Origin of the sequence: Streptomyces longisporus (assembly GCF_039532765.1) — a bacterium.
Taxonomy (GTDB): Bacteria; Actinomycetota; Actinomycetes; order Streptomycetales; family Streptomycetaceae; genus Streptomyces; species Streptomyces longisporus.
This window is the reverse complement of sequence record NZ_BAAASG010000007.1, coordinates 19,989-36,379: the sequence shown is the minus strand read 5'-3', so window position 1 is coordinate 36,379 and position 16,391 is coordinate 19,989. Positions and strand designations below refer to the sequence as shown.

The 16,391-nt window shown below is 71.2% G+C and carries 15 protein-coding genes; 9 read left to right on the top strand and 6 right to left on the bottom strand.

What is annotated here, in order from left to right:
• Positions 1-70 precede the first annotated feature (70 nt).
• A complete protein-coding gene (locus ABD355_RS11745; protein WP_266962832.1) occupies positions 71-205 on the bottom strand; it encodes an MFS transporter small subunit in 135 nt (44 codons plus the stop codon).
• Complete coding sequence (locus ABD355_RS11740) at positions 174-1,508, bottom strand: OFA family MFS transporter (protein ID WP_344400148.1); 1,335 nt, start codon at positions 1,506-1,508, stop codon at positions 174-176. Before ABD355_RS11740 ends, ABD355_RS11745 begins: the two co-directional genes overlap by 32 nt.
• Positions 1,509-1,734: 226 nt before the next feature.
• Between ABD355_RS11740 and ABD355_RS11735 the strand changes: the two genes are divergently transcribed.
• The 5 genes from ABD355_RS11735 to fdhD are packed head-to-tail and all read left to right on the top strand — an operon-like array spanning position 1,735 to position 8,185.
• Complete coding sequence (locus ABD355_RS11735) at positions 1,735-2,706, top strand: 2-dehydropantoate 2-reductase (protein WP_344400146.1); 972 nt, start codon at positions 1,735-1,737, stop codon at positions 2,704-2,706.
• A gap of 10 nt (positions 2,707-2,716) precedes the next feature.
• Positions 2,717-4,642: a molybdopterin oxidoreductase family protein gene (locus ABD355_RS11730; protein WP_344400145.1), complete on the top strand. Its 1,926-nt coding sequence runs from the start codon at positions 2,717-2,719 to the stop codon at positions 4,640-4,642.
• A gap of 5 nt (positions 4,643-4,647) precedes the next feature.
• Positions 4,648-6,471 (top strand): NADH-ubiquinone oxidoreductase-F iron-sulfur binding region domain-containing protein, encoded by a 1,824-nt coding sequence (locus tag ABD355_RS11725; RefSeq protein ID WP_344401176.1) that lies wholly within the window; start codon positions 4,648-4,650, stop codon positions 6,469-6,471.
• The gene (locus ABD355_RS11720) at positions 6,468-7,328 is read left to right on the top strand and encodes a 2Fe-2S iron-sulfur cluster-binding protein (RefSeq protein ID WP_344400144.1); all 861 of its coding nucleotides are present in this window, start codon (positions 6,468-6,470) and stop codon (positions 7,326-7,328) included. The genes ABD355_RS11725 and ABD355_RS11720 overlap by 4 nt, the downstream gene beginning before the upstream one ends.
• 8 nt (positions 7,329-7,336) lie before the next feature.
• Positions 7,337-8,185 carry a formate dehydrogenase accessory sulfurtransferase FdhD gene (gene fdhD / locus ABD355_RS11715; RefSeq protein WP_344400143.1) on the top strand — a complete coding sequence of 283 codons (849 nt, stop codon included), beginning with the start codon at positions 7,337-7,339 and terminating at the stop codon, positions 8,183-8,185.
• A 97-nt stretch (positions 8,186-8,282) separates the two neighbouring features.
• On the opposite strand, the gene ABD355_RS11710 is transcribed toward fdhD, so the two are convergent.
• Together ABD355_RS11710 and ABD355_RS11705 are read right to left on the bottom strand one after the other, a co-directional pair.
• A complete protein-coding gene (locus ABD355_RS11710) occupies positions 8,283-8,810 on the bottom strand; it encodes an isochorismatase family protein (RefSeq protein WP_344400142.1) in 528 nt (175 codons plus the stop codon).
• Positions 8,811-8,829: 19 nt separating this feature from the next.
• Complete coding sequence (locus ABD355_RS11705) at positions 8,830-9,267, bottom strand: MarR family winged helix-turn-helix transcriptional regulator (protein WP_344400141.1); 438 nt, start codon at positions 9,265-9,267, stop codon at positions 8,830-8,832.
• A 104-nt stretch (positions 9,268-9,371) separates the two neighbouring features.
• Between ABD355_RS11705 and ABD355_RS11700 the strand changes: the two genes are divergently transcribed.
• Both ABD355_RS11700 and ABD355_RS11695 read left to right on the top strand, forming a co-directional pair.
• Positions 9,372-10,289 (top strand): quinone oxidoreductase family protein, encoded by a 918-nt coding sequence (locus tag ABD355_RS11700; protein WP_344400139.1) that lies wholly within the window; start codon positions 9,372-9,374, stop codon positions 10,287-10,289.
• A gap of 114 nt (positions 10,290-10,403) precedes the next feature.
• Entirely contained in the window at positions 10,404-11,615 is a 1,212-nt protein-coding gene (locus tag ABD355_RS11695; protein WP_344400138.1) for a DUF4185 domain-containing protein, read from the top strand.
• On the opposite strand, the gene ABD355_RS11690 is transcribed toward ABD355_RS11695, so the two are convergent.
• A complete protein-coding gene (locus tag ABD355_RS11690) occupies positions 11,551-12,600 on the bottom strand; it encodes a bile acid:sodium symporter family protein (protein ID WP_344400137.1) in 1,050 nt (349 codons plus the stop codon). The genes ABD355_RS11695 and ABD355_RS11690 overlap by 65 nt on opposite strands.
• Before the next feature lie 141 nt (positions 12,601-12,741).
• On the opposite strand from ABD355_RS11690, the gene ABD355_RS11685 reads away from it, so the two are divergent.
• The gene (locus tag ABD355_RS11685) at positions 12,742-13,614 is read left to right on the top strand and encodes a LysR substrate-binding domain-containing protein (RefSeq protein ID WP_344400135.1); all 873 of its coding nucleotides are present in this window, start codon (positions 12,742-12,744) and stop codon (positions 13,612-13,614) included.
• On the opposite strand, the gene ABD355_RS11680 is transcribed toward ABD355_RS11685, so the two are convergent.
• Positions 13,611-14,591 (bottom strand): Lrp/AsnC family transcriptional regulator, encoded by a 981-nt coding sequence (locus ABD355_RS11680; RefSeq protein ID WP_344400134.1) that lies wholly within the window; start codon positions 14,589-14,591, stop codon positions 13,611-13,613. The genes ABD355_RS11685 and ABD355_RS11680 overlap by 4 nt on opposite strands.
• Positions 14,592-14,711: 120 nt before the next feature.
• On the opposite strand from ABD355_RS11680, the gene ABD355_RS11675 reads away from it, so the two are divergent.
• Positions 14,712-16,220, top strand: a complete 1,509-nt coding sequence (locus tag ABD355_RS11675; RefSeq protein WP_344400133.1) for an MFS transporter — start codon at positions 14,712-14,714, stop codon at positions 16,218-16,220.
• Positions 16,221-16,391: the final 171 nt, after the last annotated feature.

Genomic DNA, 16,391 nt, shown 5'->3' with positions numbered 1-16,391 from the left:
CGACAGGATTCGGGCGCCGGCGTTGTCGGCTTCTGTCAGGCCTTCGGACGCCCGAACACTTTCCGAACAGTCACCCGGTGAACAGCTTCGTCGCCTTCTGTACGAGCTCGTACACCCCGTAGGCGAGCGGTGCCCCCACCCACAGCCAGGCGAAGGCGATCAGCGGGCGCCGGTCAGGCGGACTCTGGCTGCTGTCGTTCGACATCGACGGTCTCCTCCCTGGGGGCGGGGATGTGGTGGCGGGCGTTGACGGGCCGGACGAGTTCGTTGGCGACGAAGCCGACGACGAGCAGCCCGATCATGATGATGAAGGAGAGCCCGTACAGGGACGCGCCGCTCTTGCCGGCCTCCTTCTGGTGGTCGGCGATCCAGTTCACGATCAGCGGCCCGAGGACGCCGGCCGTGGACCAGGCGGTGAGCAGCCGACCGTGGATGGCACCGACCTGGTACGTGCCGAACAGGTCTTTCAGGTAGGCCGGGATGGTGGCGAAACCGCCGCCGTAGAAGGACAGGATCACCATCGCGCACAGGACGAACAGCGGCTTGGAGGAGTCGCCGAACAGCGCGATCAGCGCGTACATCAGCGCACCGAAGCCCAGATAGACGCGGTAGATGTTCTTGCGTCCGATCAGGTCGGAGGTGGACGACCAGCCGATGCGGCCCGCCATGTTGGCGGCGGAGAGCAGCGCGACGAAACCGGCCGAGGCCGAGACGGACACGGGGGCGGAGGTGTTCTTGAAGAAGTCCTGGATCATCGGGGCGGCCTTCTCCAGGATGCCGATGCCCGCGGTCACGTTCATGCAGAGCACGACCCACAGACACCAGAACTGCGGGGTGCGGATGGCCGTGCGGGCGGAGACCTGCGGCCCCTGGAAGGCGCTGGGCGCTCCCTCGACCGGCCGCTCGCTGCGCGGCACCCGCACCAGCAGCACGCCGAGCGCCATGAAGACGGCGTACGACAGCCCGTGCACGAGGAAAGCGAGCGCGATCCCGGAGCTGTCGGTGCCGAACGACTCCAGCATCTGCGTGGACCACGGCGAGGCGATGAGCGCGCCACCGCCGAAGCCCATGATCGCGATGCCCGTGGCCATGCCGGGCCGGTCCGGGAACCACTTGATCAGTGTGGAGACGGGTGAGATGTAGCCGATGCCGAGGCCGATGCCGCCGACGAAGCCGTAGCCGAGGACGATCAGCCAGTACTGCTCGGTGGCCGCGCCCAGCGCGGAGATCAGGAAGCCGGACGAGAAGCAGACCAGGGCGACGGTCATCGCCCAGCGCGGCCCGTTGCGCTCCACCAGCGTGCCGCCGAACGCGGCCGACAGACCGAGCATGACGATGGCGAGCTGGAAGGGCAGCGCGCTCTGCGTTCCGCTGAGGCCGAGCGAGGACTCCAGGGGCGGCTTGAAGACGCTCCAGGCGTAGGCCTGGCCGATGGAGAGATGGACGGAGAGAGCGGCGGGGGGAACCAGCCAGCGGCTCCAGCCGGCCGGTGCGACAGGGGGACTCATGATCCCGAACGTAAGGGAACGGCAAGGGAGTTGAGAAGGCGGCGCGTCGACCGTATGCGATGAGCGGTATGCGGCGAGCGCCGAACGGTCGGACCGCCCGGTTTTCCCACCCCTGCACGGAGGCTTGTGGCCCCGGTCACCATACTGTAGACAATATTCAGTCGACAGTGTTCGGCAGTTCGGCCATCTCCGCGGTATCCCTCGAACCGAACGGAGCTCCCTCGTCATGAAAGTCGCAGTTCTCGGCGCCGGTGCGATCGGCGCCTACGTCGGTGCCGCGCTCCATCGCGCCGGCGCCGATGTGCATCTCGTCGCCCGTGGACCGCACGTGGCGGCCATGAGGCAGCACGGAGTACGGGTGCTCAGCCCGCGCGGTGACTTCACCGCGCACGCCCACGCCACCGACGACCCGGCCGAGATCGGCCCGGTCGACTACGTCTTCCTGGGCCTGAAGGCCAACTCGTACGCGGCGTGCGGGCCGCTGATCGAGCCCCTTCTGCACGACACCACGGCGGTGATCGCCGCCCAGAACGGCATCCCCTGGTGGTACTTCCACCGGCACGGCGGCCCCCACGACGGCCACCGCATCGAGAGCGTGGACCCGGACGGCGCGGTCAGTGCGGTGCTCGCGCCCGAACGGGCCGTCGGCTGTGTCGTCTACGCGGCAACCGAGCTCGAAGGACCCGGCGTCGTACGGCACTTGGAAGGCACCCGGTTCTCCATCGGCGAGCCCGACCGCAGCGTGTCCAGGCGCTGCCTGGCCTTCAGCGAGGCCATGGTCGCCGGTGGCCTGAAGTGCCCGGTGGAGCCGGAGCTGCGGGGCGACATCTGGGTCAAGCTGCTCGGCAACATCTCCTTCAACCCGATCAGCGCGCTGGCCCGCGCCACCATGCGGCAGATGTGTCTGCACGGCGGCACCCGCAGGGTCATCGAGACCATGATGGCCGAGACCCTTGCCGTCGCCGAGGCACTCGGCTGCGAGGTCGGCGTCTCCATCGAACGCCGTCTCGCCGGCGCCGAACGCGTCGGCGACCACCGCACCTCCACGCTCCAGGACCTGGAGCGCGGCAAACCGCTCGAACTCGACGTCCTGCTCGCGGCCGTCGTCGAGTTGGCGGAGATCACCGGCGTCCAGGTGCCCACCCTGCGCACCGTGCACGCCATCTCGGACCTGCTCGCACTGGGGAGCGCCGCATGAGGAGTGTCGTATGAGGAAACGCGACCGGACCCCGAAGACCTACACCCGGCTCACCCACCCGCTGGTCCGCGACTCCCGTGCCGAGCCGTTCCGGCAGGCGAGCTGGGAGGAGGCACTGGACCGCGCGGCCCGCGGCCTCGAACGCAACCGCGGCGCGTTCGGCATGTTCTCCTGCGCCCGGGCCACCAACGAGATGAACTACGTGGCGCAGAAGTTCGCGCGGGTCGTGATGGGCACCAACAACGTCGACTCCTGCAACCGCACATGCCACGCCCCCAGCGTGGCCGGCCTGTCCGCCGCCTTCGGCTCGGGCGGCGGGACGTCGTCGTACGAGGAGATCGAGCACACCGACGTCATCGTGATGTGGGGCTCCAACGCCCGCTTCGCCCACCCGATCTTCTTCCAGCACGTCCTGAAGGGGATCAGGAACGGCGCCCGGATGTACGCCGTCGATCCGCGCCGCACTTCCACCGCCGAGTGGGCGGAGAGCTGGCTCGGCCTCAACGTCGGCACCGACATCCCGATGGCGCACGCGATCGGCCGCGAGATCATCCACGCGGGCCTGGCGAACGAGGCGTTCATCGAACGGGCGACGACCGGCTTCGAGGAGTACAAGGCGCTCGTCGAGCCGTGGACGCTGTCCCTCGCCGAGAAGGTGACGGGTGTACCGGCGCGTGCCATACGGGAGTTGGCGCACGCCTACGCCCGCGCCGAGCGCGCCCAGCTGTGCTGGACCCTCGGCATCACCGAGCACCACAACGGCACCGACAACGTCCGCGCGCTGATCAACCTCTCCCTGCTGACCGGCCAGGTCGGCCGCTACGGCGCCGGGCTGCAGCCGCTGCGTGGCCAGAACAACGTGCAGGGCGGCGGCGACATGGGCGCCATCCCCAACCGCCTGCCCGGCTTCCAGGACATCCTCGACCCGGACTCCCGGCTGAAGTTCGAGTCGGCCTGGGACACCGTCATCCAGCCGCACTACGGGCTGAACCTGACGGAGATGTTCGAGGCGATGGAGGAGGGCTCCCTCAAGGCCGTCTACTGCATCGGCGAGAACCCCGCGCAGTCGGAGGCCGACAGCGAGCAGGCCGTACGCCGGATGCGGCAGCTGGACTTCCTCGTCGTCCAGGACATCTTCCTCACCAGGACCGCCGAGCTGGCTGACGTCGTCCTGCCCGCCACCGCCGGCTGGGCGGAGACCGACGGCACGACCACCAACAGCGAGCGGCGGGTGCAGCGCGTGCGCCGGGCGGTCACCCCGCCCGGCGAGGCGCGCGAGGACATCGACATCATCTGCGAACTGGCGGCCCGCCTCGGCCACGACTGGAAGTACGCCGACGCCGAGGCGGTCTGGAACGAGCTGCGCTCGGTCTCCCCGGACCACTACGGGATGACGTACCAACGCCTGGAGGAGCACCAGGGCATCCAGTGGCCGTGCCCGAGCACCGACGAGCTCGAACCCACTTATCTGCACGGCCGGTTGTGGGAGAAGGATCCGGCCCGGCGCGGAATGCCCGCGCCCTTCGGGATCGTCCAGCACGATCCGCCGGTCGACCTCACCGACGAGGAGTACCCGATCCGGCTGACGACCGGGCGGCGCCTCGACTCGTACAACACCGGTGTGCAGAGCGGCGGTTTCGCCTCCCCGCTCCGGCGCGGCGAGTACATCGAGCTGTGCCCCGAGGACGCCGAGCGCTACGGGGTCGTGGTCGGCGAGGAGGTCCAGGTGTCCTCGCGGCGGGGTTCCGTGGTGGCTCCCGTGTGGGTGGACACGGCGCTGCGGCCCGGGCTCGCCTTCATGACCATGCACTTTCCCGACGAGGTGGACACCAACCAGCTGACGATCGAGGCGAACTGCCCGATCGCGGGGACGGCGGAGTTCAAGGCGTCGGCCATCCGGATCGAGAAGCTCCCCGTCGCGACCATCGTGAGGTGACACAAGTGGATCTGCACTTCGGCGACAGCAAGCCGACGGACGACGAACGGGCCGCGGTGGACGCCCTGTTGGGCCCCCCGGAGTCCTCCTGGGAGGGCGCGGACCGCTCCGACGCCGACCTGCGGTGGGCCCGCGGCGGTCGCGCCGCCCGGGAGAGGCGCGACCTGCTGTTGCCGGGGCTGCACGCCGTCAACGACCGGATCGGCTGGATCAGCGAGGGCGCCCTCGACTACCTGTGCCGGCGGCTGACCGTACCGCCGGCGGAGGCGTACGGCGTCGCCACCTTCTACGCCATGTTCTCGGTGCGGCCCCGTCCCGCCACCGTGCTCCACGTGTGCACGGACCTGGCCTGCGCCGGCGCCGGGGCGCCCGAGCTGTGCGCCGGGATCGAGGCGCGGCTGGGCCCGGGCAGCGGGGTCAGCGTCCAGCGCAGTCCCTGCCTCGGCCTGTGCGAGCGGGCCCCGGCGGCCCTCGCGATCAAGGCGGGCGACCCGGTGCGTACGGCCGTGTCGGCACCGGCGACGGTGGAGGCGGCCGTACTCGCCGCGAGTGCGCCCGACTCGGCGCCGGAGGAACCGCCGGCGGCGATGGCGGTGCCCCAGGTGGGACAGGACGGCCTTGTCCTGCTGCGGCGGGTCGGCGTGGTGGACCCGGAAAGTCTCGACGACTACCGGGCCCACGGCGGCTACACCGCCCTGCGCCGGGCCTTCGAGCTGGGCCCCGCCGGGGTCGTCCGCGAGGTCAGCGACTCCGGCCTGGTCGGGCGCGGCGGCGCCGCCTTCCCCACCGGCCGCAAATGGCAGGCCACGGCGTCGCAGCCCGACCACCCCCACTACCTCGTCTGCAACGCCGACGAATCCGAGCCGGGCACCTTCAAGGACCGCGTGATCATGGAGGGAGACCCGTACGCGCTGGTCGAGGCGATGACGATCGCCGGATACGCGACCGGCGCCCATAAGGGCTACCTCTACCTGCGCGGCGAGTACCCGCGAGCGCTGCGCCGCCTGGAGCGGGCGATCGCGCAGGCACGCGCGCGTGGCTTCCTCGGCGAGGACGTCCTCGGCCAGGGGTACGCCTTCGACATCGAGATCCGGCGCGGCGCGGGCGCCTACATCTGTGGCGAGGAGACGGCCCTGTTCAACTCCATCGAGGGCTACCGCGGCGAGCCGCGCTCGAAGCCGCCCTTCCCGGTGGAGAAGGGCCTGTTCGGCAAGCCCACGGTCGAGAACAACGTGGAGACGCTGGTCAACGTCCTGCCGATCCTCACCATGGGCGCCCCGGCCTACGCGGCGATCGGCACCGCCGGGTCCACCGGGCCGAAGCTGTTCTGCGTCTCGGGCAGCGTGGACCGGCCCGGCATCTACGAGCTGCCGTTCGGGGCGACGCTCGGCGACCTGCTCACCCGGGCCGGGGTGCGGGACCGGCTGCGGGCGGTGCTCCTCGGCGGCGCGGCGGGCGGCTTCGTACGACCGGACGAACTGGAGATCCCGCTCACCTTCGAAGGCACCCGTGAGGCGGGCACCACGCTGGGCTCGGGTGTCGTCATGGCCTTCGACGACACGGTCCCGCTGCCCCGGCTGCTGCTGCGCATCGCCGAGTTCTTCCGCGACGAGTCGTGCGGCCAGTGCGTGCCCTGCCGGGTCGGGACCGTGCGCCAGGAGGAGGCGCTGCACCGGATCGCGGAGCGCACGGGCGCCGCCGCGGCCGACGACATCGCCCTGCTCAGGGAGGTCGGCCGCGCGATGCGGGACGCCTCGATCTGCGGTCTGGGACAGACCGCGTGGAACGCCGTGGAATCCGCCATCGACCGTCTGGGGGCGTACGAATGACCGTGACACCGCTGGGGATCCCGCGCCGGCTGCTGGAGTTCACGATCGACGGGGAGCCGGTGCGCGCTCCCGAGGGTTCGACGATCCTCGATGCCTGCCGGGCGGCGGGGAAGGAGATCCCGACCCTCTGCCAGGGGGACACGCTGCGGCCCAAGAACGCGTGCCGCGTCTGCATGGTCGAGGTGGAGGGATCCAGGACACTGGTCCCGGCCTGCTCCCGCAGGGCCGAGCCCGGCATGGTCGTACAGACCGACACCGAGCGCGCCCGTCACAGCCGCAAGGTCGTCCTCGAACTCCTCGCCTCCTCGGTCGACTTGTCGACGACCCCACAAGTCGCTGAATGGATCAAGGAGTACGAGGCGAAGCCGGACCGCTTCGGCCGGACCGCGGCCCGCCTCAACGAGGAACCCAAGGTCGACAACGATCTGTATGTGCGCGACTACGACAAGTGCATCCTCTGCTACAAGTGCGTGGACGCCTGCGGCGACCAGTGGCAGAACACCTTCGCGATCTCGGTCTCCGGCCGCGGCTTCGACGCACGGATCGCCGTCGAGCACGACGCGCCGCTCACCGACTCGGCGTGCGTGTACTGCGGCAACTGCATCGAGGTGTGCCCGACGGGGGCCCTGTCGTTCAAGTCGGAGTTCGACATGCGCGCGGCGGGTACCTGGAACGAATCGGCACAGACGGAGACGACGACGGTCTGCGCGTACTGCGGAGTGGGCTGCAACCTCACTCTCCACGTGCAGGACAATGAAATCGTGAAGGTCACCTCACCGCACGACAACCCGGTGACCCACGGCAACCTCTGCATCAAGGGCCGCTTCGGCTACCAGCACGTACAGAACCGGGACTGAGACACGACATGGGACGAGTCACGGAACGACGCAAGGTGATCCGCATCCGCGACGGGGCGGTCTCCTCCCGCCCGGACACGCTCGTCGCCGAGGAACCGCTGGAGATCAGGCTGAACGGCAAGCCGCTCGCGATCACCATGCGCACCCCGGGCGACGACTTCGCGCTGGCCGCGGGTTTCCTGGTCAGCGAGGGCGTGCTCGCCGAACAGGGCGACCTGCAGAACATCGTGTACTGCGCGGGTGCCACGGTCGACGGATCGAACACGTACAACGTGGTGGACGTGCGGACCGCGCCGGGTGTGCAGATCCCCGACATCACCCTCGAACGGAACGTCTACACGACCTCGTCCTGTGGTCTGTGCGGCAAGGCGAGCCTCGACGCGGTCCGCACGACGGCCCGCTGGCCGATCGCCGACACTCCCCCGGTCCGCGTCGGACCCGAGCTGCTCGCGAGCCTCCCCGACCGGCTGCGCGCGGCCCAGCGGGTCTTCGACCGGACCGGGGGTCTGCACGCGGCGGCCCTGTTCACGGAGGCCGGCGAGCTGCTGGACATACGGGAGGACGTGGGCCGGCACAACGCGGTCGACAAGCTGGTGGGCCGCGCCCTGCAGAACGGCGACCTGCCGCTGTCCCGCACGATCCTGCTGGTCTCGGGCCGCGCCTCCTTCGAGCTGGCGCAGAAGGCGGTCATGGCCGGGATCCCGGTCCTGGCGGCGGTCTCGGCGCCCTCGTCGCTCGCCGTCGACCTGGCCGCGGAGACCGGCCTGACCCTCGTGGGCTTTCTGCGGGGCAGCTCCATGAACGTGTACGCGGGCGAGAACCGCATCGCTCTGCGGACCGCGGCCGCCCAGGGGTGACCGGCTCTCCGCGACACGGCGGCGGGGCTCCGGCCGGCGGGGAGCGCCCCCTGCGCCGCAGGGGCCCCGCCTCAGCTGCGCCCGCCGCCCTGCGGGATCAGCCCGCCACGAACCGCACCTCGGCCGTGGTCACCACGGTTCCCAGCCGCGGGAAGTCCAGCCGCACCGACGCCTCGTGCTCGGCCGCCGTGAGCGCGGCCATCGCGTCCTCGACGAAGACCAGGTCGTAGCCGAGGTCTCCGGCGGCCCGGGCGGTGGACTCGACCCCGAGGTTGGTGGCGATGCCACCGAAGACGAGCGTGTTGACGCCCCGGTCACGCAGCAGGTCGTCAAGACCCGTGCCCTGGAAGCCGCCGATGGTCCGCTTCACGACCTCCAGATCACCGTCCCTGGCCAGCCCGGCCACCAAGCCGCTTCCGGGGGGCTGTTCGGTGACACCTGGGCGTTCGACCCGGACGAGGACGACGGTCGCGCCCACCGAGCGGAACGCGGTCGCCAACTCCTCGGCGGCGGACAGGACTTCGGTGCCCTTGCGGGGCTCCAGGGGCAGCGCGACGATCCGGTCCATCAGATCGACGAGGACGAGGGCGCTGCGCGCGGGATCGAGGGCGAGGGATACGGCCATGACGGAACGTTATCCGCCGTCAGCTCTCCGTACCGGAAATCCGGATCAACAGATCCATGAACTGGTCGCGTTCGGCCGCGGAGAGCGGCGCGAGCAGCTCGTCGTTGGCCGTGCGCGCCGCCCGCTCGCAGCGCTTGAGCAGCCGCGCGCCGGCCCCGGTGAGCGACACCGCGTTCTTACGGCGGTCCTTGGGATCCGGTTCGCGCACGACGAGACCGGCGGACTGCAGGTCGTTGAGGACGCCGACCAGGTCCTTCGGGTCGAGCTGCACGCTGCGCCCGAGGTCGGCCTGGGCGACGGGGCCGAGCTCGCGGACGGCGGAGAGCACCACGTGGTGCCACATCTTCTGGCCCTCCACGGCCAGCGCCTCGGACACCAGGGTCCGGCCACGCGCGGCGGCACGGCCGAGCAGCCAGCTGGGCAGGGAGCGGATCGCGGCAAGGGGCGCTTCGGGCATGCGGACAGCCTAGCGAAAAGTCATTGGACTTCCCAATGAAGTTCGGATTATCGTTGGGAGCCCCAATGAATCCGTCGGGAGTCCTGACGCCCCCTGGAGGTGTGATGCGCCGCATCCGCTACGAGTCCACCGGCGGCCCTTTGCTGCTGGAGGAAGCCCCGGTCCCCGAGCCCGGCCCCGGCGAACTCCTCGTCCGCTGCGAGGCCGTGGGCGTCACGCTCCCCGTCGTCCGCAAGGTCACCGAGGCCGCCGAGCCGATCCCGCTGGGCGGTGAGATCGCGGGTGAGGTGGTGGCCGTCGGCGAGCAAGTCGCCCGCTTCCGCACCGGCGACCGCGTGACCGGGCTGTGCTTCGGGCACGGCTACGCCGACTTCGCCCTCCTGCACGAGGCCATGGCCTCCCCGGTGCCGGACGGTGCCTCGGCGGTCGACGCGCTCGCCCTCGTCCGCAGCGGCCTCGTCGCCCTGGGCGCCCTGGCGGCCGCCCGCCCGGAACCGGGCGAGACGGCGCTGGTCACGGCCGCCGCCAGCGGAGTCGGCCAGCTGGCCGTGCAGTTGGCGAAGGTGCGGGGCGCGGCCCGGGTGGTGGGCGCAGTGTCCGATGCGGGGAAGGCGGACTTCGTGCGCTCCCTCGGCGCGGACGACGTCGTCGCGTACGGCGACGACAGCTGGGGCGATCCCGTCGACTACGCCTTGGACGCCGTCGGCGGCGAACTGCTCGCCCCTGCCCTCGCCGCGCTCGCTCCGGGCGGACGGCTGGTGGCGTACAGCTCGGGCGGCGGGACGATCCAGGCGTACGACCTGCTCGTGGGCGCCAAGTCCGTGATCGGCTTCCAGATGGCGCGGATCGCCCGCGGCAAGCCGGAGTTGTACGAGCGCTGGCGTCAGGAGCTGTGGCAACTGTTCGGGGCGGGCACGCTGAAGCCCGCCGTGCACGGGGAGTTCGCCCTGGAGGACGCGGCGAAGGCGCACGCGGTGATCGAGTCGCGGACCAATCTGGGCAAGGTGGTGCTGCGCCCCTGAAGTCTGCATCCGTGCGTCGGCCGACCCGTCCGCGGCGGTCCAGGACCTGCTCGAAGGACGCGGTGCTGTGGTTGCCCATGGACCAGGTGAGCAAGAGCCACTAACGTCCCGTGGGTGCCCGACGACGTACGAGCACGACAGCGGACGGGAACCGGCCTCGGCCTGCTGCTGGCCCTGGTTCTCGGGGCCGTGCTGCTCACCGCCCTCCCTCAGCACGGCCGACGGGAGGGCGGCACGTGCACACCGCACACGGTCTCCTCGTGGTCGGCCGACGACCGTCTCACGCGCGAGTTCGCGCGCTACGGCGACGACGCGAGCCGTACCGACGACTGGACCGGCGGCGACGGCACCCACTCGGTGCGGCTGCCGGACGGGCGGGTGCTGTGGCTGTTCTCGGACACCTATCTCGGCCAGGTGCACCGCCCGCCCAACCCGGTCGGCGAGTCGTACGCCTGGCGGGACACGACGGCCCCGCTGGTGCGCAACTCGGCCGTGGTGATGGACGGCAGGGGGCGCCTGGAGAGCACGCTTCCCGCGCCGCTCTTCCCCGATCCCGCCCAGAACCAGTGGCGCTGGCCGGTCGCGGCCCGGGTCGAGCCGCGCTCCCCCGGTTCCTCCGAGAAGGTCGTCCGGGTGCTGTTGTGGGTGCGGGCTGCCGGGCAGTCCCCGTGGATCTACGGGGTGCCCACCGCGACCGAGGTCGCCACGCTCTCCCTGCCAAAGCTGCGGGTCGAGTCGGTGGTGAAGGTGCTCGACCAGAGCCTGGTGCCCGATCCCTCGCGTCGGATCCTGTTCGGTACGACGCTGGTGGACAAGGGCGGTTGGACGTACGTCTTCGGCGGCGACGACGGACAGGCCGCCTCCCGGCCGGCCTCGTCGGCATATGTGGCGCGGGTGCCGGAGGGACGACTCGCGGACGCGGCCGCCTGGCGGTACTGGGACGGTTCGGGGTGGGGTCTGCGTCCGCGGCCGGTGAGCGGGGCGAAGGTGGGCAGCGCGTTCTCGGTGGCGCGGACGGGCGGAGCGTATGTGCTGTTCACCATGGCCGCGGGGACGGCGGGGCTGACCACCGTGACCTCGTACTGGGCGTGCTCCCCCGTCGGGCCCTGGCACGGCCCGACGAGGAACTTCAGCCCCTCGCTGCCGACGGCGGGCGTCGCCGCGTACAACCCGCAGGTGCATCCCGAGCTGAGCGGCGACGGGCGGCTGGTGCTGAGCTATGACGTCAACTGGCTGGAGACGAGCGGCGCTTCGGCGAGCATCAACGCGAACGTGACCCTGTACCGACCGCGGTTCGTGACGGTGCGGATGACCCGGTCGCAGTGACCTCGGCGGCTTCCGCAGCGGGGTCGTGCGAGCGGCGCTTGGCGATCACCGCGCAGACCATCAGCTGCATCTGGTGGAAGAGCATCAGCGGCAGCACGGCCAGCGAGGCGTGGGCGCCGAACAGGACGCTCGCCATGGGCAGTCCGGAGGCCAGTGACTTCTTGGAGCCGGCGAACTGGATGGCGATCCGGTCCTCGCGGTCGAAGCGCAGCGCCTTGCCCCCGTACCAGGTCAGGGCCAGCATCACGGCGAGCAGGACGGCTTCGACGACCAGCAGTCCGCCGAGCCGGATCGGGCTCACCTGGTGCCAGATGCCCTGGACCATGCCCTCGCTGAACGCGGTGTAGACGACCAGCAGGATGGAGCCGCGGTCGACCAGCCCGAGCACCTTCTTGTGCCGGGCGACGAAGCCGCCGATCCACCGGCGCAGCAACTGCCCGGCGAGGAACGGCACCAGCAGCTGGAGCACGATCTGGACGAGCGAGTCGGCCGAGAACCCGCCGGCGCTGCTGCCCAGCAGGGCCGCCGCCAGGAGCGGGGTGATCACGATGCCGACGAGGGAGGAGAAGGAGCCGGCGCAGATCGCCGCCGGAACGTTTCCCCGGGCGATCGACGTGAAGGCGATCGACGACTGGATGGTGGACGGGACGAGGGTGAGGAAGAGCAGGCCCTGGTAGAGCGGGTGGGTCAGCAGGACCGGGACGAGACCGCGGGCGGCCAGGCCCAGCAGCGGGAAGATCACGAACGTACAGGCGAGGACCGTGCCGTGCAGTCGCCAGTGCTTGAGTCCGTCCAGCGCCTCCCGGGTGGAGAGCCGGGCGCCGTACAGGAAGAAGAGGAAGGCGATCGCAGCCGTGGAGGCGCCCGAGGCCACGTCGGCGCCCGTCCCGCGCGCCGGGACCAGGGCCGCGAGGCCCACCGTCCCGAGCAGCAGCAGGATGTACGGGTCGATCGGTATCCAGCTCGGCCATCGCAGGCGCTTCACGGTGCTCCACTTGCTGTTGCGGTCGGCGGGTCCGGGGCCGGAGGGCCCCCGTTCATCGTCCTCCTCCGGCAGCCGATCGGGAATCCGTCATACCGCTCTGACTGTCATCGCGTTTCACGATGAGCCACTACCGTTGATCCCATGTACGACCCCTCCCATCTGCGGACCTTCCTTGCCGTGGCCCAGACGTTGAGCTTCACGCAGGCCGCCCGGCGGCTGGGGCTGCGGCAGTCCACCGTCAGCCAGCACGTGCGTCGCCTGGAGGACGCCACCGGGCGGCAGCTGTTCTCCCGGGACACCCACTCCGTGGAGCTGACGGAGGACGGCGAGGCGATGCTCGGGTTCGCGCGGCGGATCCTGGAGGTGCAGGAGCAGGCCTCGGCGTTCTTCACGGGCACGCGGCTGCGCGGCCGGCTGCGCTTCGGCGCCTCGGAGGACTTCGTGCTGACCCGGCTGCCGGAGATCCTGGAGGGCTTCCGGCACGACCATCCGGAGGTCGATCTGGAGCTGACGGTCGAGCTGTCGGGCATCCTGCACGAGCAGCTGGCCGCCGGGAAGCTGGACCTGGTGCTCGCCAAGCGGCGCCCGGAGGACCCGCGGGGCGAGCTGGTCTGGCACGACGAGCTGGTGTGGATCGGTGCCGAGCGGCTGCGTCTGGACGCGGACCGGCCGGTGCCGCTGATCGTCTTCCCGCCGCCGGGGATCACGCGCGCGCTCGCCTTCGAGTCCCTGGAGCGGCAGGGCCGGCCGTGGCGCATCGCCTGCACCAGCGGCAGCCTGAGCGCCCTGATCGCGGCGGCCCGGGCCGGCCTCGGCGTCATGGCGCACTCCCGCGGCCTGATCCCGCCGGGCCTGGTCCGCGTCCCCGACCGCTTCGGCCTGCCCGAACTCGGCCGTGTCGACTTCGTCCTGGACCACGGCGTCCGCCGCACCGCCGCCCAGAGCGCCGCGGACGCCCTGGCGTCGACGATCCTGGCGGGCGGGGTCCGGCTGCAACGCAGACGCAGTGGTTAGCGAGGCCTCGGCCGGTACGTCAGCTGCTTTACGTTGCGCAGGTACGGCGTCGCCTCGACGTGCTGGACGCCCTCCAGATGACCGAGGGGGCCGCTGAGGTAGTCGTAGAGATCAGAGGTGTTCCTGACGACCGCCGTCGCCGTGAGGTTGGTGGGGCCCGCGGTCGCGGAGACGTGGGCGATCGGGGCATGGACGGCGAGGGCCTCGCCGACGGAGTGGAGTGCCGCGGGGGCGACGGTGAGCCAGAGGGCCGCCATATAGGGGTAGCCGACGATCTCGGTGTCGTACTCGCAGTCGAGGTGGATCGCCCCGGAGGCGATCAAAGTGGCCAGGCGTCGTTTGACGGCGGATTCCGAGCGGCCGGTGGCGCGCTGGAGCTCGGGGTAGGTGGCGCGGCCGTCTCGTTCGAGGACGGCGAGCAGCGGCTCGTCGTCCGGGTCGATCCGGGCGGGGCCGGGGTCGGGCACGGGACCGGGGGTGAGGGCCTCGATCTGCTCCGGCGCGAGCGCCGAGAACTTCTGCAACCAGCCCTGCGGGCCGCCGAAGAAGCGGTGCAGCTTCTGGTAGGCGCGGATCTCCAGCACGCGGGGAGTGCGCGGGAGTTTGCCCAGCAGCAGGTCGTCGCGGTCGCCCGCGTTGCGCGGCCGGGTGCCGAGCACGATCTCGGTGCCGCCGGAGGCGAGCCCGATCCAGGTGGTGTCGGGCCGTTTGGCGAGCGCCTCCGCGACGGCCTGGGCGCTGTCGGGGACGCAGCGCAGCCGCAGCGTCCAGTGGTCCAGGCCGAGCGCATCGCCGTCCCGGAGTGCGACGACGCGCAGGCCGCCCTCGGCGCACAGCCGCCGGTAGCGGCGCGCGACGGTCTGGTCGGAGACCCCGAGCACGGCGCCGATCCGGCTGAAGGAGGCCCGGCCGTTGACCTCCAGCGCACTCAGCAGTTGCAGGTCGAGCTTGTCGAAGACATCGGATTCCATCTCCATCCCGGCAACTCCCGTCGGATTCCGTCGACAGACGCCTGACTTCCGTTGCGATCTGCCGCTCATCCTCCATCGTACGGAGATATACGCATCCGACGTACACGAACCACAGGAGTTGAGGACATGCGTACATGGGGGCCGCTCACGGCCGTGTGCCTGAGCACGTTCATGTTGTTGCTGGATGTGACCATCGCGGTGGTCGCGCTGCCGGACATGGCGGGGTCGCTGCATGCGTCGCTGAGCGATCTGCAGTGGGTGATGGACGGGTATGCGCTGGCACTGGCCGCGCTGCTGCTCGGGACGGGCGCCGCGGCCGACATCCTGGGCCGGCGGCGGGTGCACGTGGTGGGCGTGGTGGTGTTCGCGACGGCCTCGCTGCTGTGCGGTCTTGCGGGCGGGCCGGGGATGCTGATCGCCTCGCGCGCACTGCAGGGTCTCGGCGGGGCGGCGATGCTCGCGACCACGCTGCCGCTGCTGGGCTCCGTCTACCAGGGCAGGCGGCGTTCGGTGGCGCTCGGCGTGTGGGGCGCGGTCAGCGGCGCGGCGGCCGCGGTGGGGCCGGTGCTCGGCGGGGTGCTGACGGACGGGCCGGGCTGGCGGTGGATCTTCTACGTCAATCTGCCGGTGAGCGTGGCCGCGGTGTGGCTGACGCTGAAGGCCGTACCGGAGTCGCACGGCTCGCGTGAGCGGCGGGTCGACTGGGCGGGCACGGTGACCTTCGTGGCCTTCGCGGGCGGGCTGACGTACGGGGCGGTGCGGGCCGGGGAGCACGGCTGGGGCGAGACGGGCACCCTCGTGACGTTCGCTGCGGCGGTGGTGGCTCTGGTCTGTTTCGTGGCCGTGGAGCGGCGCGGCGCCGACCCGTTGCTGGACCCACGGCTGTTCCTCAAGCCCGCGTTCTCCGTGGTGATGCTGGGCGCGCTGGCCTTCAACGCGGGGGCGTTCGGTCTCATGGCGTACGACTCGATATGGATGCAGTCGCTGCTCGGATTGAGCCCGGTGCGCGGCGGCGTGGTGTTCCTGTGGATGTCGCTGTCGGCGTTCGTGGTGGCGGCGGCCGGCGGACGGCTGCTGCACGGGGTGCCGGCGCGGATCACGGTCGGCGGCGGTCTGCTGCTGATCGGCTCGGGGCAGTTCTGCATGACGGTGCTGGACGCGGGGTCGACGGCGTCCGCGCTGGCGCCGGGCATGGTGCTGGTCGGTGTCGGTACGGGGCTGGCGGCGCCCGGGATCGCGGGCGCGGCGCTGGCCGCCGTACCGCCGGAGCGGTCCGGTATGGCGGGCGGCGCGATCAACACGTTCCGGCAGCTCGGCCTCGCGCTCGGCATCGCCGTCTACGGCACCGTTCTCACGTCGCGCATGCAAAGCACGCTGCCGCACGACGCGGCCCATGCGCTGGCCGGCGGCGCCGCCGGGGCCCTGCGCGGGGGTTTCTCCGAGCATGCGCTGCGGTCGGCGTTCGCGTCGGGGCTGAACACGGCGGCGGTGGCGGCGGGGCTGACCGCGACGGTCGCCGGAGCACTGGTGATCGTCCTGGTCAGGACGGCGCGCCCCGCTCGGACGGAAGTAACGGAAACCTCCGCTCCGACGCTGACAGAGGAGGGGACGGCCCCCCTCGGGCAGGCCCGTTGACGGGCGCCGGGGGCGGTTACCAGGTCGTACAGATTCGGTGGAGATTACGGGACCGAAACTTACTCAACCGTCAGTTTTCTGTCCGACCCTTCCGGATGTGAGCGCATTTTCCGGCCGTGACCAGCGTGTACCCGAGCACTGCTCGGATTCGGCCCCCCTCCCGCCCTGTCG